Raw genomic sequence first — 21,635 nt, 5'->3', positions numbered from 1 at the left:
CTAAGGTGACAGTATACCGTTGAATATGAAGCGATCATTAGGCTGCTATCCCAATAGATGAATTTCTCTATCTATAACTTGATGAATAAAAAGGCGATCTCATGTTTAAGCCCACAACTGCACCTCAAGATGCGCTGATATTGCAACTTGTACCGATTGTGACTCAAGCGTGCGAGATATTACGAGCAGAGTATCAAGCTTATGTTGCAGGTGGTGATTTTACAGTTGAACGAAAATCCGATCATTCACCCGTCACGCAAGCGGACTATCGTGTCAATCAATTTATTACTGATGCTTTAAACAAAGCCTTTCCTCATTTGCCTGTTCTTTCTGAAGAAGGGCAGCATGTGCATAGACAGCAGTGGCAGTCTTTTTGGATGCTTGATCCCTTAGATGGTACGAAAGAATTTTTGCATCAACGTCCAGAATTCACTATCAATCTCAGTCTTATCGAGGGTGCGCATACAACTTTTGCGGTGTTGGCTATTCCTTGTGAACAGCAAGTTTACTTCTGTCCACTACACGGTCAGCCGTTAAAATACAATATGGAAAAAGACGTATGGTCTGAATATGCTCCAGTTGAAAACCACAGTGCTGTTCAAGTCGGCTTAAGTCAAAGTAGTCAGAGTAAGCCGCAGTATCAAGTATATTTAGAGCAGTTGGAAAAACTTACGCCTATTCAAGAGTATCGCGCAGGGAGTGCATATAAGTTCTGCATGGTGTTAGAAGACCGAGTCGATATTTACCCGCGCTTTCACCCAACGAGTGAGTGGGATACCAGTGCTGGACAGTGTTTATTGGAGCGAATTGGTGGTGGTTTGGTTGATTTTCAGGGACGACCATTCGTATATAACCAAAGATTGAGTTTACTGAATGGCGGTTTTATTGCATATCGAAATAACGATATGAAAAAACTGGCATTACAAGCACTTGAACTAATGCCTTCGTCGGCTTGAGCTAAAAACTGAGCGTGCTATAGTGTTTTTGAATTATTGAGTTGCTAGTGATTATGGCCTTAGAGTTACTCCCGCCTAGTATGTTGAAGGCAATCGATTTATTGCCAGATGCCAAAACGCCAGTGACGTTGTTTACACGTCATTCCATTCGTGAAGTTGTTACGGGTCAGGGGCTTGCAGGCTATGATTTACAGTTGACGCATCAAGGGCGAGATTTGGCACAGGCATGGGGTTCCTATCTGATCGATAATACGGATCGAGTGATACAACACTGTATTTCTAGCCCAATTCAACGTTGTATTGATACCGCTGCATTAATGATTCAAGGGGCAGATGGACAAACCCTTGAGCCGAATACCCACCGTATTGAAATTATCGAACAAGGTTTATTGGTTGAGCCAGGCAGTTTTGTTTTGGATATTAAGCAAGCTGGGCCTTATTTTCAGCGCCAAGGCGCTTTAGGATTTATTAATAGCTTTGTGAATAATGCCTTACCCGGTATGAAGCATCCGATTCATGGTGTCGTAGATGTATTGGAACTCATATATAACACACATCCGAATAACCCTTATGGTCTGAGCCTTGCGGTCAGTCATGACACGATTTTAGCTGCGATTTTGGCGGTTATTTCAGGGCGCACGATTGTGACCAAAGAAGACTGGCCGAAAATGATGGAAGGTCTTTTTGTATGGTTTGAGGGAGATGTGTTTTTGGAATCAAAATTGAAATGGATTTGGCGTGGGGAAATGAATGAACTGAATATTCATGAATTTCAAAATCTGTAAGTGCTTTTTTTATTAATAAAAAAAATCAGCTATAAATCTCGTTCATTCATTTAGGCGGTCATTTGAACGAGAAAAAGAATATACGAGATTTATAGATCGATCATTTGTCACCGTTATTGAATGATATACCACATAAGTTTAAATTTTTGCTTTGAGTCGATTGGGAAAATCGAGCAAGTCGATACTCAGGCCTTCATCATTTAAAGGCCATAATGAGGTATTCACTGCTACGCTGTGCTGATGAATGCGATTGTATTTATCTGCAGCAATTAACGTGGCAATCTCATGATTCGAAAGAGTATATGCATTGACAACATCGGCTGGATATTGAGTACGGTCATAAAACTCAGCTTCGCTTTCCCCTTGGTGTAGTGCAAAAATACGTTCAATTGCAGGCAAATAGACGCCATAGCCTAACCACGCATCAACGCCCTGAGAAGCCTGAATTTCTGCGGTTCCACGCATATTTGAGATGACTTTGGCGAGTATGTCTTTTTCACCTTTGGCATAAAAATACTCAATATATTGTTGTTCTGTCGGTTGGAATTTTTCAAGTGTTGGAAGAAATTTATTAATCATGCTATTCCCCAGTAGAACATTCTATGTGGTTTCATTATAAGAAAACAGAATACCATAATTTATTTATGGGATTTTAATCATTTTGGATCTAAAAATTAAAATAAGTTACATGCTTACAAAGAAAATTAGGTGTTTAGTCCCAGATTTTAATGGTGCAATATTCTCAGATAAATGGAAGGAAGCACTATGGGACAAGTTCTACACAGCAGCGCCACAACGACACAGGCAGTGCGTCGAGCAATACAAAATAGTCAAGAGAGCTTAAGAACGCTAGCCAAGCGTTACGGCATCAATCAAAAGACCGTCGCAAAATGGAAGAAACGTACTTCAGTAGATGATCTTACAACCGGCCCAAAGAATCCTCGCTCAAGCGTGTTATCGCCTGAAGATGAGGCGGCAATTGTTGCTTTTCGAAAACGCACTTTGTTGCCGCTAGACGATTGCCTTTATGCATTGCAGCCGAGTATTCCTTATCTGACACGCTCGTCGTTACACCGCTGCTTACAGCGGCATGGTATTTCACGACTGCCTGAGGTACAAGGTGATCGCCCTGTCAGGAAGCGCTTCAAGAGCTACCCCATTGGTTACTTTCATATCGACATCGCTGAGATGCAAACAGCACAGGGTAAGCTTTATCTCTTCGTTGCCATTGATCGCACTTCCAAGTTTGCGTTCACTGAATTGCATACTAAAGCCAGTAAGATGGCAGCCGCGGAGTTCATGCGCAATCTGGTTAAGGCTGTGCCCTATAGAATCCATACGGTGCTAACAGATAACGGCATCCAGTTCACGAACCGCACCTGTGATCGCTACGCCTCTGAGCACATCTTTGATCGGGTTTGTACTGAATGTGGCATTGAACATCGTCTTACCAAGGTTAAGCATCCATGGACCAATGGACAGGTCGAGAGGATGAACCGAACGATTAAAGAAGCTACTGTCAAACGGTTCCATTACGACGATCACACTCAGCTATGCATTCACCTTGCTGATTTTATTGCTGCATACAACTTCGGCCGCAGACTCAAAACACTCAGGGGCCTGACTCCCTACGAATTCATCTGCAAACAGTGGACAGATGAACCTGAACTTTTTAAAATTGATCCGATCCATCAAATGCCGGGACTAAACAATTAGGGTCTGTTGACATTTACTGTTCATAATTAACCCTATAAAGGTAGCCATAAAAATATACAGGCTAAAGCAACAGAACTTTGATAATTTCTTTTGAGCTTGTCATATCGAGTAGCTATTCCTCTAAATTGCTTTAATCTACAAAACATATTTTCAACTAAATGCCTGATTTTATATAAATACCAGTCCATATGGTCATTGTTCGATTGGCTATTTGTTTTCTTTGGTATATTCGCTTTAGTCCCTGTTTTCCTGATCTGTTCACGCAGTGGTTCTGAATCATAGCCTTTATCTGCACATACCACTTTTGTCTCTTTTAAATCTAATGTTGATATTAAATCAGGTGCAACTTTAACATCATGTGTGGTTCCATCGGTAATCATGAAATCAATAGGATTGCCATGTGCATCAACAATCAAATGTATTTTTGAGGAGTTTCCTCCTACACTTTTAGAAATAGATTGATTCGCTATGCCGGCAGAATGTTGATGAGCACGTACATGAGAGCCATCAATAAAAATCCACTCCATATCGGGGCATGAGGCTAGTAATTTGAATAATCTAAGTAACTTACCGCTGCTTGACCAACGATTAAAACGTTTGAAAATAGAGTTTGAATGACCAAAACAACAAGGAATATCTCGCCACGGACAGCCTGTTCTAATTCTATAGAGAATAGCTTCAATAAAATTGCGTAAATTTGAGTTGTGGTGAATGGATAAATTACGCAGAATAACTTTCAACTTTTGCCAGTGTTGATCTGTCAGCATGGTACGAGGCATAGCGAATAGTAAAATTGGGTTTGGCGATTTGATTTTACTACTTCGCTATTTTTTTAAGCTAAAAGTGTCAACACACCCTAATGATTTTTTAGTTTTATTTGTGACTATTTTGGGGGAAGATGTGAAAAGTGTGAATGAGTTCTTGTATTGCAAGCTAAGTGTTTGTGTTGTAACGCTGATGCTTGCTGCGTGTGGAGGTGGAGAGAGTGGAACCGAAAACTCTACAAGACCTGTAGTGAAAACATATGCGGAGCCTACACAGGATGTGGCTGATGGAAATACATTGGGTTATTTTGATTACGATGCAAACTCAAAAACACGTGTGATACGAAATGATTTAACTGGTAGCTTTGAGGCGATGTTGCAATTTGGTCAGAGTCATGTGGTTGATCCAAATGGTAATGAAAGTAAAAAAATGCCGCGTCTGACGATGGAAAAAGAGGCATTGTTATTGGTTACACCCAGTCAAGCAATGGGAACAATCGAGATGCTGAGAGCAGACATCTATATGAATAACCAATGGTTAAGAATTATTGAATTGGCTGATCCAACACACATTCCTCAGTCTGATCAAACTAATACTGATGACCGTCTGCGTGTGCAATATAGTAAGCGCGCGTGGAGTGCTCGACTCAATTGGGATGAAATACGTCCAGGTTTGCGTATTCAGCTCAAAGATTCTCTTGGACGTCAGGGGCAAATCGCGGAAGATAAAATTGATTTTGCCTCTCCGGGAGAGTTGGTCTTAAATAATATTCGTATCGGCATGTTAACTGCTCCCCCTGTTTCCAATGGTCACTATATGCTGAATGATCCTGTTCGGGCAGGTTCAGATTACTTTCAAACGATTCCAGCTGCTGAAATGACCGTTGCAAAATATGATGATATTCAGTTGGATCGCGTCATGATTGCCGACGGGACGATTTACGATACTGCAAGTGCCAGCCAAGGTGGGGTTTATGAGGGTGACATGCGTGAAAACGTGGGTAAGTCGACATTTAGCGTGGGCATTAACCTAGCAAACTGGGGCATTACCAGTGCTTCGATGGCAAGTCAAAATCAGCCTCAATTAACTCAAACAGTAGTTGCACACCATAGTCGTGGAAAATATGCCAATGGCGAAATTAGCCATGGTTTAAGTGGTGGTAACGGCATGCTGACGTTGTATGATTCAGTTGGCAACGAGTTTAGTCATGAAATTGGACACCACTATGGACTGGGGCATTATCCTGGGCAGGAGGGTGATAACCAGTTCTGGACTTCACATCATGCGGATAGTGGTTGGGGTTATATTCCCTATCGCAATATGATGCGGGGTAATTTGACTTGGAATAATAAGGATTTATGGGCTGCCTCTACAGGAATTGCAAACTTCTTAGCTTTATATCCACATAGCCGAGATGCAATGTCTGGTGGTTATGCATCAAGCTCAGTTTCACGTTATACCCACTATACGGGCTATAGCACTTATTTAAAAATTCAACCGCATTTTAACCGCTATGTGTGGGACAAGACTTCACCTACAGGCTATAAAAAATGGAATGAAGTCACACGGCAGATGGAAGTGGTTCAGCCTACTATGCCAGATTCTGCTGCACCTGTTTGGTATCAACCAAAGCAAAACTATTTACGCCCACGTGTCTTTGGTGAGCCTGTAGTGACCATTTTGGGTGGCTATGACCCTGTTGCAAAGGTTGGGCTACTATATCCTGCAGCACGTTCAAATTGGGGTAATGTCTATGATTTACCCGCTGCAAATACTGCGTTAAATCAGGATACATGTTGGTTAAATGTACAGTATCCAAATACGGTGACTAATATTGCACTGGCTCCAACACGATTAGGTAGTAATGCCAATAAATTACATGTCAATTTAGCGCTTGCAGATTATCCTCAAAAAGTTGATTTATATTGTAAGCAGGCCAATGCTGCTGCCAAATTATTATCGACTACAGTGATTCCCCAATATACTAAGGCTATTACACCTGCAGTTAAGATTGGTAAAGCACAGGGTTATAAAGCCTTACGCGATGTAGAGTTGCCTCTCCTTGAGCAAGAGCTACTGAATCAAGCGGCGAACAATCTTATTGTTTTGTCATCAAATGGTTCAATGCTTTATCTGGCTTATAAGTCATATAAAAATGAGATGAGTTTGGTTGCACAGCAGGTACTTGAGCGTTATGAAGAGCAAGAAACTAGGTGGATGCGTTTAAATCGTTGGGTAAATGTTTATTATGATGATTTGGCCAAAGATGTACCTGCTGCGATTGATGCACTCAATGCTTTTATCAAACAGCTAGGTTTACAACAAGATGACCCACTTGCACAAAGTACTTTGTTAAAAAATAACAAAAACTGTTTAAAAACGGAGTTAACTGCGAACAAAAAAATGGATGTTTACATTAGTGGCCCGTCGGCTTGTGCTGCTGATGATACTGAGCAGTGGGTTTATGACAGTTTAGGACGTATCCATAGCAAAGCGGCTATGGGGCAGTGTTTAACGGGTAATGGGGGAAGTGCTAAAGTCACCTTGACTGACTGTGTGGCGAATAATGCAGCACAAGTGTGGTCAATGGATGCCACGACGTCTGCTATTAAACAATCAGGACAGTGCTTAGATCTAAACTCGGGTAATTTGGTAAATAACCGTCAAATTGCAATTCGATATAGTTGCTCTGGAAATAATAATCAACGATGGACAATGCTGAACCAAAATACAAGCTTGATTCTAGCTGGGGCAACATCAAGAAACATTGGTATTTTAGTGAAAAACCTGAAAACTCAATCTTTGAATTAAACCACTGCTCATCTGGCAAATGGTTAACATGAAATGAAACGAGCTCCCTAAAAGGGGGCTTTTTTTGTAAGTAGATGTTCTCGTGGGTGCGAGAGAAGGCTGCTGGATTCTATTTAGGTTTTAAGCTGTATTTTTAGGTAGCAGATGTATTAGAAAAGGTATAGGCGTTAGAAAGTTCAAAAAATAGATACAAAAAAAGCCCTTTAAAAAGGGCTTTTTTTAATGCATAAATTAGTTAGCTAAAGCTTTAACTTGTGCATTTAAACGGCTCTTATGACGAGCAGCTTTGTTCTTATGGATGATGCCTTTATCAGCCATACGGTCGATTACTGGTACAGCAGTTTTGTATGCTTCAGAAGCAACTGCGTAATCACCAGCAGCGATAGCAGCTACTGTACGTTTGATGTAAGTACGAACCATAGAACGTAAGCTTGCGTTGTGTTTGCGTGCTTTAACGTTTTGACGAGCACGTTTTTTAGCTTGAGCAGAGTTTGCCACTCGTGCACTCCTTGAAATAGATTGGTCTGGGCGGGCTGAAATTCAAACTGAAAACCACATCAGAAGAACAATCACCAGCCCGTAAACAAGTGGCATATTTTGATTAATATACGCAGTGAAGTCAAGTCTTGACATGCTTTGACTATATTTAAGATACATAAAAATTCTAAAGAAAAGGTAAGATTAGCCATCTGCATGGGAGTTTGTATAAAAATGACACAAAATATAGAACAAGCCATTGTGATTGGAGCGACGGGTTTGGTGGGCTTAAACCTGATTCAACAATTACAACAACTGCCAAGTTGTAGCAAAATTTTGGCTGTGGTCAGAAAGCATAATGTGCAGCTCGATCACTATGACAAAGTTCAGCAACTGGAGCTGGATGATTTTTTATTACTCAACCATGAAGATGTTCAGGGCTATAGTCATGCTTTTAGTTGTTTGGGGACGACTTTAAAGAAAGCTGGCTCAAAAGAGCAGTTTTATGCCATCGACTATGTGGTGAATGCACATTTTGCTGAATTGTTTGTTTTGATCAAAACCCATTATGTGTTGATCAGTGCCTTGGGGGCGCAAGCCAATTCAAAAATTTTCTATAATCGCGTCAAAGGTGAGCTTGAAGAGACTATTCGAGGACTCGATTTATATAAGGTTAGTATTCTGCAGCCATCCTTACTGATCGGACAGCGTAATGAAGGTCGCATGTTGGAAGATATTTTCCAAAAGGCTTATATCAAACTATCGCATTTTATACCAAAGCATTTTAAATATAAGCCAGTGACAGCAGAACAAGTGGCTCATACTATGGTCGAGGCTGCCCAAACGCAGACCGAGAAATTTGAAATATATGATAATTTACGCATACAAAAGACAAAATGAGGGGAAGTGTGGTGACGACAGCATTTGTGACATGCGATTTATTGGATGATCATCCTGAACTTGATTTACAAGTGGTCAGCCCATCGATGGATGGTAAGTTCTTTAGGAGCTATGGTGCACGTAAAACCTTTGGTGGTCAGGTGGTGACGGTTAAATGCTTTGAAGATAACTCTCGGGTGAAAGAGCTGTTAGCAACAGATGGTACGGGTAAAGTATTGGTTGTGGATGGTGGCGCTTCGATGCGCTGTGCCTTGATGGGAGACTTAATTGCAGAGTCAGCAGTCAAAAATCACTGGAATGGTGTGGTGATTTATGGCTGTGTCCGCGATGTAGATGCGATTGCTGAACTAGATTTAGGTGTGCATGCTTTAGCCGCCATTCCACAAAAAAGTAATCGTAAGGGTGTAGGAGAAGTTGATATCAGCCTGCATTTTGGTGGTGTCACCATTCAATCAGGTCATTATCTCTATGCGGATAATAACGGTATTGTCATTGCAAAAGAAAAACTGGTCGATGCATAAGTAGCAACCAGACTCATAACAACATAAACAAAAGATATGGACGTGTAATATGGTGAAGCATCAAATTAAAGTGATTCAGGCTCTTTTTTCGGGGCTTGCGCAAGGTGGGCGTGGTGTAACTGGAACGCCGCATCCTAAACAACCTGAACAACCTTTAAAGCTCTATGAGTTTGAAGGCTCGCCATATTGTCGTCGTGTGCGTGAAGTACTGACTTTGTTGAACTTGGATTATGAAGTGTATCCATGTCCTAAGGGTGGAACTAAATATCGTCCTTTGGTGAAACAGTTGGGTGGGAAAACCCAATTTCCTTTTTTACTCGATGAAAATACAGACACTAAGCTATACGAGTCTGAAGATATTATTCACTACTTGTTTGAACAGTATGGCCGCAGTGGTAAAACACCGAAAAAGTATGCACATTATCCTAAAACACCTTATGTTGCTTATGTCGGGACATTGGTAAATGGTGCGAGTGGAGTGTGGGTCAATAAGAGTATTAAAGATCGCGTAGTGCCAGAACAGCTGTTACAACTTTGGGGATTTGAAGCCAGTCCTTATACTCGGATTGTCCGTGGTTTACTTACCGAGTTGGAGCTGCCTTTTAAGTTTCATAATGTGCCTAAAGAACGTTGGCAAGATCAAGGCCCAGCAGTACTGCGTTTAAAGCCGGGCAAATATGTACCTTTGGCAGGTGGAAAGCGTGAGCAAGTCATGCAGGTGATGGGGCGTGATATTCAAGTGCCATATTTGGTTGATCCAAACACTGAAACGGCTTTGTTTGAATCGGCAGATATTGTTGCTTATCTCAAGCAGACCTATGCAGCATAAGAAAAAGGCATCTCTTAGAGATGCCTTTTTTAATTCCTAAGCATTGATTTTTTATCGGGTTGATCTGTTTTTTGTCATTACAATGGAATGATTGAGTGTATTTATCTTCAGTTGTTATAAAAATATTCATTATTTGATTGATAATACGACACACATTCAAACATCCGTGGTGTTGAGGAAACGTGTAATTTCTTGGGAAAATTTGCGCGGTTCACTCAATAAAGGCGTATGCCCAGATTTTTTAAAGATCACCGTTTTGGCATGCGGTACGCTTGAGGCAATCAGCTTTTGTCCTTGAGCAGGATAAAGTTTTGATTCTTCACCAATAAAAAATGTAGCTGGTCGGTCAAGCTGACGGAGGGCACTGCGATAGTCTTCTTGATGATCAAGATAATTTTGAATATACCAAGCCATATAGTCTAAACGCTGGATTGGGAGCATGAATTTTTGCAAGTGTGGCTGTTGAAATGCTTTTTGAAATAAGGCCGCAGTTCGAGAGGGTGTGGCTTGTAGTTGAATAAAAGCCAACCATTGCTTAACCAGTTCTGTGCGCGTAGACGCTGTTAAGTCTGAAACCAAACGATACTGCGCATTTTGAGCCAATAGGTCTGTAATGTTTTGTAGGATGGCTTTGAAGTCAGCATGCTTTTCAGCAAATAAACCATGTGGCCAGTCTGCATCAACGCTAATCTTGGGTGTTTGGTCGATGTGTAAATAGCTGCGGATATGGTTTTGAAAACGACCATATTGCATGCCATGCATGGCTGTCGTGGCGCCCATAGAATAGGCAATCACATGGAATGCTGTATCAGCATATTGTTTTAGAAAGCAGTTTAAATCTTGCCAGTGGCTGGAAATCGCATCCAGTGTGGGAATTTTGCACTGCGCTGAACCACCAAAACCTCGCCAGTCAGGAATGTAAAAACGGTACTTTTTACGGTGTTGATATAAAAAAGGTAGCCATTGCCAACTTTGCATCCCTAAGCCAGATAAGACCAGTACTGGTGTGCCTTGTCCAAATTCTCGAACATAGAGTTTTTCGCCATCTGGCATCAGGTAATGTGGCATGGTCAATCCTTTGCGTTGTTTATTATTTTTCGAAGTTTTTAAGAGCTGGAATCATGGTCTCTAGCCACTCAATCCAACCACTTTCTAAATTAATTCCAATTTGTAAAATCATCTTATGAATATATAAGGTACGATCATTTTCTTCTGCATGGCCAAAATCTTTGGCAAAAATGCTTTGGTAAATTTGTAGTTTTTCTTTGTGTAGGATGAGATGTCGTTCTAGTTCAGGCAAAACCGTGTTGCCGCCAAGTTGGGCCTCAACACGCAGTCTCACCATCAGTTCTTCGCGGAGCTGGGCAGGTGGGCTTTGTTTTACCAGCCAGTCGGCAAGTTCTGTACGTCCGAGCTGTTCTGCTTGATAGGTTTTTTTACGCGAGGTTGCACCATCATCTTCTATCGTTGAAATCCAGCCTTTGCTCTGCATCGCGCTGAGTTCTCTATATATTTGTTGATGTGTTGCATTCCAAAAGAAGCCCATTGAACGGTCAAAACGACGCGCTAACTCAATACCTGTGCTTGGTTTTTCAATCAAACTGGTCAATAAAACATGAGCTAATGACATTTCGGTAATATTTCGCAAATAAAATGGACGTAGAGTCATTATGCAACATGTTGCATAAAAAACAAATCTCGATTATAAAGATAAACATTATGCAACTTGTTGCATTAAATAATTTGATCTAACCTTGTATTTAAAATACCAGCCAGCGAAAGCACGCCAAGGAGTACACATGTCTAATTATCCGCATTTACTTGCGCCTTTAGATTTAGGCTTTACCACATTAAAAAACCGCGTATTAATGGGATCTATGCACGTTGGACTTGAAGAAGTTGAAGGTGGTTATGATCGCATGGCGGCATTTTATGCAGAGCGTGCCGCTGGCGGTGTAGGACTCATTGTAACAGGTGGTATTTCACCGAATGATCATGGTGTGACTTTTCACGGTGGTTCTAAGTTAGATACTTTAGAAGAAGCGGAAAAGCATAAAGTCATCACACAAGCCGTACATGATGCGGGTGGTAAAATCGCATTACAGATTTTACATACAGGTCGTTATTCGTATCAGGCTGAAAACGTTGCACCTTCTGCAATTCAAGCACCGATTAACCCTGTAAAACCCCATGCTCTTACTTCTGCTGAAGTAAATCAGACTATTGCTGATTTTGCCAATTGTGCAAAATTGTCACAAGTTGCTGGCTATGATGGCGTTGAAATCATGGGTTCAGAAGGCTACTTAATCAATGAATTCATTGCGGCACGTACCAACCATCGTGATGATGAATGGGGTGGAAGCTATGAAAATCGTATTCGTTTTCCGATTGAGATCGTAAAACGCACCCGTGCAGAAGTTGGTGAAAACTTTATTATTATTTATCGTCTTTCAATGTTGGATTTGGTTGAAGGTGGTTCGACTTTAGAAGAAGTGATTCAGCTTGCCAAAGAAATTGAAAAGGCGGGTGCAACCATTATCAATACAGGTATTGGTTGGCATGAAGCACGTATTCCAACGATTGCAACCAAAGTGCCACGTGCGGCATTTACATGGGTGACCAAGAAGCTAAAAGGTTCGGTTCAGATTCCTTTAGTGACGTCTAACCGTATTAATACCCCTGAAATGGCTGAACATGTTTTGGCTCAGGGTGATGCGGATATGGTGTCGATGGCACGCCCAATGCTTGCAGACGCTGAGTTTGTACTCAAAGCAGAACAAGGTCGTAGTGATGAAATCAATACCTGTATTGGTTGTAACCAAGCCTGTTTAGATCAAATTTTCTCCATGCAAATTGCGACGTGTTTAGTCAACCCGCGTGCATGCTATGAAACTGAACTGATTTTTAAAGAAAGTGCAGTTAAGAAAAATATTGCGGTGATTGGTGCTGGGCCTGCAGGTTTAAGTTTTGCGACTTATGCCGCTGACCGTGGACATCAGGTGACTGTTTTTGATACAGCCAGTCAGATTGGCGGTCAGTTTAATATTGCGAAGACTATTCCTGGTAAAGAAGAGTTTTACGAAACACTGCGTTATTTCAAACGTAAAATTGAATTACAACCGAATATTAAATTGGTGCTGAATCATACAGCAACTTATGAGGAACTGAGTGCTGAAAACTATGATGACATCGTGGTTGCAACAGGTGTTACTCCACGTGAGTTGACTATAGAAGGGATTGATCACCCGAAAGTGTTGAGCTATATCGAAGTTCTACGTGAGCGTAAGCCTGTCGGTAAAAAAGTCGCGATTATTGGTGCGGGTGGTATTGGCTTCGATACAGCAGAATACTTAAGCCATGAAGGTGAAAGCGGTAGTTTAAACCCACAAAAATTCTATGATGAGTGGGGAATCGACACTAGCTATGCGCATGTCGGTGGCTTAAAACAGCCAGTCTTGGAGCAATCGGATCGTGAAATTTACCTTCTACAGCGTAAAGCGAAGGCAGTCGGTGCAAGCTTAGGTAAAACCACGGGTTGGATTCACCGCACAGGGCTAAAACATCGCGATGTAAAAATGATTGCAGGTGCAAGCTACGACAAAATTGATGATCAAGGTCTCCATATTACAGTGAATGATCAGCCAACGGTTTTAGAGGTTGATCACGTGATTATCTGTGCAGGACAAGAGTCTTATACTGCAATGTATGATCAGTTAAAAGCCGATGGTAAAAATGTGCATTTGATTGGTGGTGCGAAAGAAGCAGGTGAGTTGGATGCGAAGCGTGCGATTCGTCAAGGTGCGGAATTGGCTGCGACCATTTAATCAATAACAATAATTTATCCGATTAAATTTTGTAATAAAGCTCCCTCTCCTATACGGAGAGGGTTTGGGAGAGGTATTTTCTAAAATATTATCCTTTTCCCTCGTGTTGCCTTTTCCATGAAACGTGTGTGGTGTAAGAGAAGGTACCTTTATTGCAGATTTGAGTGGATTCACTTTCATAAGGACATAAGAATGAGTTTAGCAACAACAAAACAAGCCTTGGTACGCTGGCATGATATGGTCATGATTCGTGATATGAGCATCTTAAATGAGCTTTTAGCAGAAGATGTTGTTTTCCGTTCACCGGTGGCATTTAACCCTTATCCGGGTAAGCAAGTGGTTTTTTTTATTTTAAGTAATGTGATTCAGGTTTTTGAAAACTTTACTTACCACCGTGAATTTTTTACAGAAGATGGTTTAAGTGTCGTCCTTGAGTTTTCTGCCAATGTCGGCGAAAAAAAGCTCAAAGGGATTGACATGATTCGTTTTAATGAGCAAGGTCAAATTGTAGATTTTGAAGTGATGATCCGTCCTAAATCGGGGCTAGAGGCCTTAGCTGTACAAATGGGACAGCGAATGGCAGCTTTTGCACCTCAAGCTGGATGATAAACGTGTGACTTGTTATTTATAGTTAGGCACGAAAATTGATGCATCACCAAGAAAGATAGGAAAAAAGAAGGTGCTGATATGAATGCTGTGTTCAGTTTGCTAAACCAATTAAGCCAAACGGCGTGGGATCGAGTGACTGGTGCGGAACAACCGAAGCTCTATATTAACCCGAAAGGGCAAATTCAAGAGACTGTTGGGGCGCTTACACAGCTTCAAGAAAAGTACCGACCAACACCGTGGTTATCCAACACGCATGCCCATCTTTTGTATTTTGATGTGATTCGAAAGCGTCGGATTCAATTGGAATACGATCATTTTGATCAATTAGAGATGCAAGACGGTGGGGTCACTGGCATTATGTGGTTCGGTTATGACTTGCCTGAAGCGACGCCAACGGTTGTGGTTATGCATACGATTACGGGCTCTCCTGAAAGTATGCGTGAAGTGGTGCGTGACTTAAATCGTTATACGGGTTGGCGCGTTGCACTGTGCTTACGCCGTGGACATGCAGACCTTCCAATGCCTGTACCCAAAATGAATCTTTTCGGTTCAACCGATGATTTACGTGAGCAAATTGCCTTTATTCAAAGCACATTTCCAAGTTCAACGTTGTATGCGGTTGGCTCTTCTGCAGGAACGGGGCTTTTGGTGCGTTACTTAGGCGAAGAAGGGAGTCAAACCCCTTTTAAAGCGGCTTTTGCCCTGTGTCCGGGCTATAACACTGAGTTGGGTTTTGTAAATGTACATCCCTTTTATAGTAAGGTCATGACTAAAAAGCTATTTAAGAAATTTATTTTTCCCTACCAGCAAACGTGGCAACAAACAGCGTCTGTGTCCCAAGTCTTAATGACCAAAACCTTGGCTGAGTTTGAGTCGAGTTATTATGAAATGGCGGGTTTTGTGGACTATGACAGTTATAACCAAGCCACAAACCCAATCTATGTATTTAAAAATGTCACCATTCCATTGCTGATTTTAAATGCAGAGGATGATCCCGTCTGTCACATTAAAAATTTTGAACCGTATAAAGACATGATCCGTCAAATGCCGAATATTGCAGTAGTGACCACCAAAAAAGGTAGCCATTGTGGCTTCTATGAAGGGGCGCTCAATACCGAGTCTTGGGCAACCAAGCTGATTGCGGACTTTTTGAAACTGGAACAACAAAAACACTAAATATAAAAAGACCTACAGCTGTGTAGGTCTTTTTTTAATTGGTTCAGCAGTGTAAAGGCTTAAACGGCTTCACAGGCTTTCTTGCTAAGACCGAACTTCATTTGCAGTAAGACCAAGATCAAGGCCATAAAGCTGAGTGCGGCACCTGCATATGAAACCGCTGCATAGCTGAGTTGCATACTTAATACGGTTGCACCTGCAAAGGCACCTAAGGCATTGCCTAAGTTAAACGCGCCAATGTTAACTGAAGAGGCGAGACCAGGCGCATCTGCTGCAACTGACATGACGCGCATTTGCAGTGGTGGTACTACCGCAAATGCTGCCGTACCCCAAATCACTAAGCCAATCGCTGCACCAACGGTTGTTTGCGCTAATACTGGGAAAACAAGCATCATCACCATCAAAAGTACAAGGAAGCCTATCAGGGTTTTCTCTAGGGATAGATCGGCAAACTTTCCGCCAAAATGGTTACCAATAGAGAAACCGATCCCGATTAACACCAACATCAAGGTGATGGTTTGCGGTGATGCCTGCATAAATACATGTAGGCTCGGAGCAATGTAGGTATATAACGCAAACATTGCGCCCGCGCTCATGACCGTGGTTAATAAAGCAAGGACGACAGGCGCACGTGTTAAAACACGTAATTCTTTTGCTACATTCGGTTTAACCACATCGTGATCTTGTGGGAGTGCTTTCCATAGTGCCAATATGGTCATAACGCCTAAGATTGAAATCGCAGCAAAAGCCATGCGCCAACTGGTATTTTGACTGAGCCACGTTGCAAGTGGCACACCGCCAATATTGGCAATGGTGAGGCCCATAAACATCATGGCGACTGCACTGGCTTGTTTATCTTTAGGCACAACACTGGCTGCCACCACCGAACCTAAGCCAAAGAATGCACCATGGTTTAAACTGGTAATTAAACGTGCACCCATTAAGCTCATATAATCAGGTGCAACGGTCGCAAACACATTCCCAATAGTGAAAATAGCCATCAATAGGATTAAAGCGGTTTTCTTAGGAAAGCGTGCCAGCCATAAGGTCATGAGCGGAGCCCCAATCATGACACCTACTGCATAGGCACTAATCAGCAGTCCGGCTTGTGGAATTGAAACGGACAAATCGTTGGCAATTTCAGGCAAAAAGCCCATGGGTGAAAACTCGGTGGTTCCAATGGCAAAAGCACCCACTGCAAGTGCCAAAAGTGGAAAATTAATTTTCATAGCGATGCTCAATCCCACATCGGTGCTAATCCCTCAGGACTAACTTCACGTTGATTTCGGTCTAATTGCGTAATTGCCATCATTTCTTCAGTCGACAGTTGAATCTCTTGCGCCTTTAAGTTGGACATCAAGTGTTCACGTTTGGTTGAAGAAGGTATGACTGCAAAACCACGTTGTAATGCCCAAGCCAAGCTAATTTGTGCAGTTGATACCTGATGTTGCTGCGCGATGTGCATTAAAACAGGATTATTCAAAACCTTACCGTAAGCCAGTGTCATATATGAAGTGACATCAATGTTTTGAGCTTGGAGAAAATCAACCAACTTGTGGTTTTGTAGATAGGGACTGAGTTCGATTTGGTTGGTCGCGATGTTTTCTAGCCCAATACTCTCAATCGCCTGTTGAGTCAGCTCAATATTGAAGTTAGAAATACCAATGTATTCGGTCAAACCTTGTTGTTTTGCCTCCAATAGGTTCTGCATGAGTTCTGTAATGTTCACACCTGTACTTGGGGCAGGCCAGTGGATCAAGGTTAGATTCACGGTATCGGTTTTTAGTTTATGCAAACTTTCTTTTAAGCTTGGAATCAATTTTTCTGCTGAGTAATTTTCCGTCCAGATTTTTGTGGTGAGAAAAAGATCTTGACGATTGATACCACTGAGTTCAATGGCTTGACCAACTTCGGCTTCATTACCATAGATTTGAGCAGTATCGACCGCACGATAACCGACTTCTAGTGCAGTTTTCACAGACTCAATGACAGTGTCACCTGTTAAACGGAAAGTACCTAGGCCGAATTGAGGAACGATATTCATTTTTTACTCGATAACTTGTTTCATGGAATGAGGCTATTTTGTAGAAAAAAGACTTGCTTAAAAACTGGGTAATTTGCAAAATATTATTGACTATTAATCAATAATTACACATGAAATCAACCATAGAAGAATTAACGGCTTTTGTGAGCATTGTTGATAGTGGCTCTATCGTCAAAGCTGCGCAGCAGTTGGATCAAACCACATCGGGTGTCAGCCGTGCCTTGCAACGTTTAGAGTCAAAGTTGAATGTGACTTTGCTAGAGCGAACGACACGGAAGCTCAAGCTGACCTATGAAGGGCAGCAGTTTTTGACAAAGGCACGTAAAATTTTACTCGACCTGACCGAAGCTGAAGAAAGCCTGCAAAATAATGATGCTGAGGCATCTGGTTTAATTCGGATTGATTCGGCAACGCCTTTTGTGCTGCATGTGATAGTGCCGCTGATTGAAGAGTTTATGCAGCGCTATCCAAAAATTGATATAGAAATTACCAATCACGATCAGGTTATAGACTTACTTGAACATAAAACCGATGTCGCGATTCGGTTTGGTGAGTTGGCGGATTCAAGCTTACATGCCAAGCTGCTTTGCAAAAGTCGTTTATATATTGTGGCAAGTCCGATTTATGCACAAAAACATGGTCTACCTAAAAATGCAGCAGAATTAAGCTCACATACTTTGCTTGGTTTTAGTCAGCCTGCACATTTAAATACGTGGCCTATTCAGTTGGAGGATGAACCTTTAACTATTCAGGCCAAAATTAAATGCTCAAATGGTGAAACGGTTCGTCAGTTGGCATTGCAAGGGGCAGGGATTGCGTGTTTGTCACGCTTTATGGTTGAAAAAGATATTCAGGAAGGGCGTTTTGTAGCTTTGTTTGAAAATGAAATAAAAATACATGAACAGAAAATACATGCAGTTTATTATCAGCAAAATTATGTGCCAAAGCGTATTCGCTTGTTTATCGACTTTCTTGCAGAAAAATTAAAAGCCTATTTATAAGCCAGCATTAAAAAAACCCGATATCAATCGGGTTTTTTTAATCATCTAAATGGTGATGATTAGTTTTCTAAAGCTGGTGTCGCTGCTGCAATGGCTGCTGCAACCGCATCGTCTTCAGTTTGCGTATTTGGGTTTGTATTACTTGGACGTGCTTGCGTTGGTTTTTCTTCAGCTTTTGGTGCTTCTGCTTTAGGTGCAGGCTCTGCTGCTGGAGCAGGTGCTGGCGTTTCACGACGGATTTCAGTAGTTGTATTCGGCGTTTCTTCGCGAATCACTTCAACTTGCGCTGGAATCTCAGGCTCAGACGTTGCTAAAGGTTGAAGTTCAACAGTTTGTTGTTGCTCTGTAGTAACAACTTCAACTTGTTCTTGTTCATCTTCTTTAGGTGCTTCTTTCTTTACACATGCTGTTAATAGTAAGCCTGCTGCAATGGCGCCACAAATTAAAAGTTTTTTATTCATAATTACATAAAATCGAGTGTTTGAAGGATCGTGCCATTATAACAGCAAAATGCAAGATGAAAATCCTATGAACTTAGCTTAATTTTATCTGCCAAATGCTGATAGAATATCCAATTGTTTATTGTTCTATGAATTGATGCGGATTGACTTTGCTTTATTGGTACAAGGTAAAGTAAAATTGCGCAACATTGCAGGCCGAATTAGGCTCGATTGTACGAGAAACCCAATGACCCATTTTATTTTCGTGACTGGTGGTGTAGTTTCATCACTAGGTAAAGGTATTTCAGCTGCTTCAGTTGCTGCGCTTTTAGAAGCCCGTGGATTAAAAGTAACCATGGTAAAAATGGATCCATACATTAATGTCGATCCAGGGACTATGAGCCCGTTCCAACATGGTGAAGTTTTTGTCACAGAGGATGGTGCAGAAACCGATTTAGACTTGGGTTATTACGAACGTTTCTTGCGTCGTGCGAAAATGACCAAGTTAAATAACTTTACTTCTGGTCGCGTATACCAAGACGTTTTAAATAAAGAACGTCGTGGTGACTACCTTGGTGGAACTGTTCAAGTTATTCCACATATTACAGACAACATCAAAGAACGTGTACTTCGCGCAGGCGAAGGTTATGACGTTGCGATTGTTGAAATTGGCGGCACAGTAGGTGACATCGAATCTCTCCCATTCATGGAATCTGTACGTCAACTTATGGTTGAACTAGGTCATAAGCGCACTATGCTTATGCACTTAACTTTGCTTCCATATATCAAATCTGCGGCAGAGTTGAAAACTAAACCAACTCAGCACTCGGTAAAAGAGTTGTTGTCGATTGGTATTCAGCCAGACATTTTAATTTGTCGTACTGAATATGATGTTGATGCAGACACGACCCGTAAAATTGCCTTGTTCACAAACGTTGAAGCACGTGCAGTTGTGGTGTGTAAAGATGCACGCAGCATTTACCAAATTCCACGTACATTCTATGAACAAAATGTTGATGACTTGATCTGTGAACGTTTTGGTTTCAATGACTTGCCAGAAGCTGATTTAACAGATTGGGACAATGTTGTAGAAGCACTACTAAACCCTGAATACACTGTACGTGTTGCAATGGTTGGTAAGTATGTTGAACTTCCAGATGCGTATAAGTCTGTAAATGAAGCACTTTTACATGCGGGTATTCAGAATCGCGTTAAAGTTCAAATTGACTATGTCAATGCTGAAGAACTTGAAAGCCAAGATGTCAATGAAGTATTGAAAGATATGGATGCAATCTTGGTACCAGGTGGTTTTGGCGAACGTGGTACTGAAGGAAAAATGCAAGCGATTAAATTCGCACGTGAAAACGGTGTTCCATTCTTGGGTATTTGTTTAGGTATGCAGTTGGCTGTGATCGAATATGCACGTAATGTCGTGGGTATTAGTGATGCGAGTTCGACTGAATTCAACCGTTCGACGAAGTCTCCATTGATTGGTCTAATCACTGAATGGTTAGATGAGCGCGGTGAAGTTCAACAGCGTAATGTTGACTCTGATCTTGGTGGTACGATGCGTCTTGGTGCTCAAAAATCAGAATTGGTTGAAGGCACTAAAACACGTGAAGTGTATGGTTTAGCAGATATTATTGAACGTCACCGTCACCGTTATGAGATGAATAACCGTTTTATTCCAGCGCTTGAAGAAGCTGGCATGAAAATTTCGGGCTATTCACCTGTACAGCACTTAGTAGAAACAGTTGAAATTCCTCAACATCCTTGGTTTATTGCTGTACAATTCCACCCGGAATTTACAAGTTCACCACGTGATGGACACCCATTATTTGCTAGTTTTATTGATGCTGCAAAAGCACAGTACAAAAAAGCGAAGTAATTTGGGTTAAGCAATAAACTAGGAAGTTTAAATGTCACAATTAAAACCACAAGAAATTGTACGTTTAGGCGATATACAAATGGCAAACCACTTGCCATTTGTACTATTCGGCGGCATGAACGTACTTGAGTCTAAAGATTTGGCTTTTGAAATTGCAGAGACTTATGTCGACATCTGCAAGCGTTTGGAGATTCCTTACGTATTTAAAGCCAGTTTTGATAAAGCCAACCGTTCAAGCTTGAACTCGTTTCGAGGGCCAGGCCTAGAAAAAGGGATTGAGTGGTTAGCTGACATTAAAAAACATTTTAATGTACCCATTATTACTGATGTACATGAACCTTACCAAGCTGCACCTGTAGCGGAAGTTGCGGATATTATTCAACTTCCTGCTTTTCTAAGTCGTCAGACGGATTTGGTTGAAGCGATGGCCAAAACGGATGCCATCATTAACATCAAAAAAGCACAATTCCTTGCACCTCATGAAATGCGCCATATTTTGCATAAGTGTTTAGAGGCAGGGAATGACAAGCTCATTATTTGTGAACGTGGTTCGGCATTTGGTTACAACAATTTGGTTGTAGACATGTTGGGTTTCGACATCATGAAAGAAATGAATGTCCCTGTGTTCTTTGATGTGACCCATGCGCTTCAAACTCCGGGTGGTCGTGCAGATTCTGCGGGCGGTCGCCGTGCGCAAATCACGACACTTGCTCGCGCGGGAATGGCAACAGGTCTAGCAGGTTTATTCTTGGAAGCGCATCCTGACCCAGAAAAAGCCAAGTGTGATGGACCATGCGCATTGCGTATGTCTCAACTTGAGCCTTTCTTGGCACAGCTAAAAGAATTGGACACCTTGGTTAAAGGTTTCAAAAAGCTAGATACACACTAAATTA

Annotated in this window: 20 protein-coding genes and 1 pseudogene; 13 read left to right on the top strand and 8 right to left on the bottom strand. The window is 41.6% G+C overall.

Translation table 11 applies throughout. The features are described from left to right. The first annotated feature begins 101 nt into the window (after window positions 1–101). On the top strand, window positions 102–956 hold the full coding sequence (locus AC4CVD_RS10070; RefSeq protein ID WP_490753036.1) for a 3'(2'),5'-bisphosphate nucleotidase CysQ family protein: 855 nt from the start codon (window positions 102–104) through the stop codon (window positions 954–956). A 53-nt stretch (window positions 957–1,009) separates the two neighbouring features. Beyond that, the gene (locus tag AC4CVD_RS10065; RefSeq protein WP_078388778.1) at window positions 1,010–1,741 is read left to right on the top strand and encodes a histidine phosphatase family protein; all 732 of its coding nucleotides are present in this window, start codon (window positions 1,010–1,012) and stop codon (window positions 1,739–1,741) included. A gap of 138 nt (window positions 1,742–1,879) precedes the next feature. Here the strand turns inward: AC4CVD_RS10065 and AC4CVD_RS10060 are convergent, their stop codons facing one another. Beyond that, window positions 1,880–2,320: a hypothetical protein gene (locus tag AC4CVD_RS10060; RefSeq protein ID WP_490753035.1), complete on the bottom strand. Its 441-nt coding sequence runs from the start codon at window positions 2,318–2,320 to the stop codon at window positions 1,880–1,882. A gap of 186 nt (window positions 2,321–2,506) precedes the next feature. Here AC4CVD_RS10060 and AC4CVD_RS10055 point away from each other — a divergent pair, with 186 nt between their 5' ends. Continuing rightward, a complete protein-coding gene (locus AC4CVD_RS10055; RefSeq protein ID WP_031952559.1) occupies window positions 2,507–3,457 on the top strand; it encodes an IS481 family transposase in 951 nt (316 codons plus the stop codon). A 13-nt stretch (window positions 3,458–3,470) separates the two neighbouring features. Here the strand turns inward: AC4CVD_RS10055 and AC4CVD_RS10050 are convergent. Then, window positions 3,471–4,236, bottom strand: a pseudogene (locus AC4CVD_RS10050) (IS5-like element ISAba31 family transposase). A 178-nt stretch (window positions 4,237–4,414) separates the two neighbouring features. Here AC4CVD_RS10050 and AC4CVD_RS10045 point away from each other — a divergent pair. Beyond that, window positions 4,415–7,033, top strand: a complete 2,619-nt coding sequence (locus AC4CVD_RS10045) for a M66 family metalloprotease (protein ID WP_490753512.1) — start codon at window positions 4,415–4,417, stop codon at window positions 7,031–7,033. A 231-nt stretch (window positions 7,034–7,264) separates the two neighbouring features. On the opposite strand, the gene rpsT is transcribed toward AC4CVD_RS10045, so the two are convergent. Further along, entirely contained in the window at window positions 7,265–7,531 is a 267-nt protein-coding gene (rpsT, locus tag AC4CVD_RS10040; protein ID WP_004696602.1) for a 30S ribosomal protein S20, read from the bottom strand. Between the two features lie 213 nt (window positions 7,532–7,744). Between rpsT and AC4CVD_RS10035 the strand changes: the two genes are divergently transcribed. Genes AC4CVD_RS10035 through AC4CVD_RS10025 form a run of 3 tightly spaced genes read left to right on the top strand, consistent with a single transcriptional unit; the run spans window position 7,745 to window position 9,760 of the window. Beyond that, window positions 7,745–8,410, top strand: coding sequence for a Rossmann-fold NAD(P)-binding domain-containing protein (locus AC4CVD_RS10035; RefSeq protein ID WP_490753034.1), 666 nt, complete (start codon window positions 7,745–7,747; stop codon window positions 8,408–8,410). An 8-nt stretch (window positions 8,411–8,418) separates the two neighbouring features. Beyond that, on the top strand, window positions 8,419–8,931 hold the full coding sequence (gene rraA, locus AC4CVD_RS10030) for a ribonuclease E activity regulator RraA (protein ID WP_279734431.1): 513 nt from the start codon (window positions 8,419–8,421) through the stop codon (window positions 8,929–8,931). A gap of 49 nt (window positions 8,932–8,980) precedes the next feature. Continuing rightward, window positions 8,981–9,760, top strand: a complete 780-nt coding sequence (locus AC4CVD_RS10025) for a glutathione S-transferase N-terminal domain-containing protein (RefSeq protein WP_490753033.1) — start codon at window positions 8,981–8,983, stop codon at window positions 9,758–9,760. Between the two features lie 156 nt (window positions 9,761–9,916). Here AC4CVD_RS10025 and AC4CVD_RS10020 read toward each other — a convergent pair whose 3' ends face one another. Together AC4CVD_RS10020 and AC4CVD_RS10015 are read right to left on the bottom strand one after the other, a co-directional pair. Next, window positions 9,917–10,828, bottom strand: coding sequence for an alpha/beta fold hydrolase (locus AC4CVD_RS10020; protein WP_490753032.1), 912 nt, complete (start codon window positions 10,826–10,828; stop codon window positions 9,917–9,919). A gap of 22 nt (window positions 10,829–10,850) precedes the next feature. Then, window positions 10,851–11,390, bottom strand: coding sequence for a PadR family transcriptional regulator (locus AC4CVD_RS10015; RefSeq protein WP_130235140.1), 540 nt, complete (start codon window positions 11,388–11,390; stop codon window positions 10,851–10,853). Window positions 11,391–11,559: 169 nt separating this feature from the next. Here AC4CVD_RS10015 and AC4CVD_RS10010 point away from each other — a divergent pair, with 169 nt between their 5' ends. The 3 genes from AC4CVD_RS10010 to AC4CVD_RS10000 all read left to right on the top strand — a co-directional run bounded on the left by AC4CVD_RS10010 (window position 11,560) and on the right by AC4CVD_RS10000 (window position 15,369). Beyond that, window positions 11,560–13,584 carry an NADPH-dependent 2,4-dienoyl-CoA reductase gene (locus AC4CVD_RS10010; protein ID WP_490753031.1) on the top strand — a complete coding sequence of 675 codons (2,025 nt, stop codon included), beginning with the start codon at window positions 11,560–11,562 and terminating at the stop codon, window positions 13,582–13,584. A 192-nt stretch (window positions 13,585–13,776) separates the two neighbouring features. Then, window positions 13,777–14,190 (top strand): nuclear transport factor 2 family protein, encoded by a 414-nt coding sequence (locus tag AC4CVD_RS10005; protein WP_490753030.1) that lies wholly within the window; start codon window positions 13,777–13,779, stop codon window positions 14,188–14,190. An 81-nt stretch (window positions 14,191–14,271) separates the two neighbouring features. Continuing rightward, entirely contained in the window at window positions 14,272–15,369 is a 1,098-nt protein-coding gene (locus AC4CVD_RS10000) for a YheT family hydrolase (RefSeq protein WP_114837394.1), read from the top strand. 59 nt (window positions 15,370–15,428) lie between these two features. On the opposite strand, the gene AC4CVD_RS09995 is transcribed toward AC4CVD_RS10000, so the two are convergent. Both AC4CVD_RS09995 and dkgB read right to left on the bottom strand, forming a co-directional pair. Next, window positions 15,429–16,598 carry an MFS transporter gene (locus tag AC4CVD_RS09995; RefSeq protein ID WP_236770008.1) on the bottom strand — a complete coding sequence of 390 codons (1,170 nt, stop codon included), beginning with the start codon at window positions 16,596–16,598 and terminating at the stop codon, window positions 15,429–15,431. An 8-nt stretch (window positions 16,599–16,606) separates the two neighbouring features. Further along, the gene (gene dkgB / locus AC4CVD_RS09990) at window positions 16,607–17,413 is read right to left on the bottom strand and encodes a 2,5-didehydrogluconate reductase DkgB (RefSeq protein WP_236770009.1); all 807 of its coding nucleotides are present in this window, start codon (window positions 17,411–17,413) and stop codon (window positions 16,607–16,609) included. A 110-nt stretch (window positions 17,414–17,523) separates the two neighbouring features. On the opposite strand from dkgB, the gene AC4CVD_RS09985 reads away from it, so the two are divergent. Continuing rightward, window positions 17,524–18,414: a LysR substrate-binding domain-containing protein gene (locus AC4CVD_RS09985; RefSeq protein ID WP_490753029.1), complete on the top strand. Its 891-nt coding sequence runs from the start codon at window positions 17,524–17,526 to the stop codon at window positions 18,412–18,414. Window positions 18,415–18,473: 59 nt separating this feature from the next. Here the strand turns inward: AC4CVD_RS09985 and AC4CVD_RS09980 are convergent, their stop codons facing one another. Beyond that, on the bottom strand, window positions 18,474–18,875 hold the full coding sequence (locus tag AC4CVD_RS09980) for an internalin (RefSeq protein ID WP_490753028.1): 402 nt from the start codon (window positions 18,873–18,875) through the stop codon (window positions 18,474–18,476). 226 nt (window positions 18,876–19,101) lie between these two features. Between AC4CVD_RS09980 and pyrG the strand changes: the two genes are divergently transcribed. Then, entirely contained in the window at window positions 19,102–20,742 is a 1,641-nt protein-coding gene (pyrG, locus tag AC4CVD_RS09975; RefSeq protein WP_490753027.1) for a CTP synthase, read from the top strand. Between the two features lie 31 nt (window positions 20,743–20,773). Continuing rightward, entirely contained in the window at window positions 20,774–21,631 is an 858-nt protein-coding gene (gene kdsA, locus AC4CVD_RS09970; protein ID WP_005401052.1) for a 3-deoxy-8-phosphooctulonate synthase, read from the top strand. Window positions 21,632–21,635 lie beyond the last annotated feature (4 nt).

This window comes from Acinetobacter sp. LipI_23 (assembly GCF_058243045.1).
The sequence above is the reverse complement of the archived record's forward strand: the minus strand, read 5'-3'. Positions and strand labels throughout refer to the sequence as shown.

Coding starts and splice junctions, on each gene's coding strand:
- AC4CVD_RS10005 (WP_490753030.1), top strand. CDS start 13,777: ATGAGTTTAGCAACAACAAAACAAGCCTTGGTACGCTGGCATGATATG.
- pyrG (WP_490753027.1), top strand. CDS start 19,102: ATGACCCATTTTATTTTCGTGACTGGTGGTGTAGTTTCATCACTAGGT.
- AC4CVD_RS10070 (WP_490753036.1), top strand. CDS start 102: ATGTTTAAGCCCACAACTGCACCTCAAGATGCGCTGATATTGCAACTT.
- AC4CVD_RS10010 (WP_490753031.1), top strand. CDS start 11,560: ATGTCTAATTATCCGCATTTACTTGCGCCTTTAGATTTAGGCTTTACC.
- AC4CVD_RS10020 (WP_490753032.1), bottom strand. CDS start 10,828: ATGCCACATTACCTGATGCCAGATGGCGAAAAACTCTATGTTCGAGAA.
- kdsA (WP_005401052.1), top strand. CDS start 20,774: ATGTCACAATTAAAACCACAAGAAATTGTACGTTTAGGCGATATACAA.
- AC4CVD_RS10025 (WP_490753033.1), top strand. CDS start 8,981: ATGGTGAAGCATCAAATTAAAGTGATTCAGGCTCTTTTTTCGGGGCTT.
- AC4CVD_RS10065 (WP_078388778.1), top strand. CDS start 1,010: ATGGCCTTAGAGTTACTCCCGCCTAGTATGTTGAAGGCAATCGATTTA.
- AC4CVD_RS10000 (WP_114837394.1), top strand. CDS start 14,272: ATGAATGCTGTGTTCAGTTTGCTAAACCAATTAAGCCAAACGGCGTGG.
- AC4CVD_RS10060 (WP_490753035.1), bottom strand. CDS start 2,320: ATGATTAATAAATTTCTTCCAACACTTGAAAAATTCCAACCGACAGAA.
- AC4CVD_RS10055 (WP_031952559.1), top strand. CDS start 2,507: ATGGGACAAGTTCTACACAGCAGCGCCACAACGACACAGGCAGTGCGT.
- AC4CVD_RS09995 (WP_236770008.1), bottom strand. CDS start 16,598: ATGAAAATTAATTTTCCACTTTTGGCACTTGCAGTGGGTGCTTTTGCC.
- AC4CVD_RS09985 (WP_490753029.1), top strand. CDS start 17,524: ATGAAATCAACCATAGAAGAATTAACGGCTTTTGTGAGCATTGTTGAT.
- AC4CVD_RS10035 (WP_490753034.1), top strand. CDS start 7,745: ATGACACAAAATATAGAACAAGCCATTGTGATTGGAGCGACGGGTTTG.
- AC4CVD_RS10045 (WP_490753512.1), top strand. CDS start 4,415: ATGCTTGCTGCGTGTGGAGGTGGAGAGAGTGGAACCGAAAACTCTACA.
- AC4CVD_RS10015 (WP_130235140.1), bottom strand. CDS start 11,390: ATGTCATTAGCTCATGTTTTATTGACCAGTTTGATTGAAAAACCAAGC.
- dkgB (WP_236770009.1), bottom strand. CDS start 17,413: ATGAATATCGTTCCTCAATTCGGCCTAGGTACTTTCCGTTTAACAGGT.
- AC4CVD_RS09980 (WP_490753028.1), bottom strand. CDS start 18,875: ATGAATAAAAAACTTTTAATTTGTGGCGCCATTGCAGCAGGCTTACTA.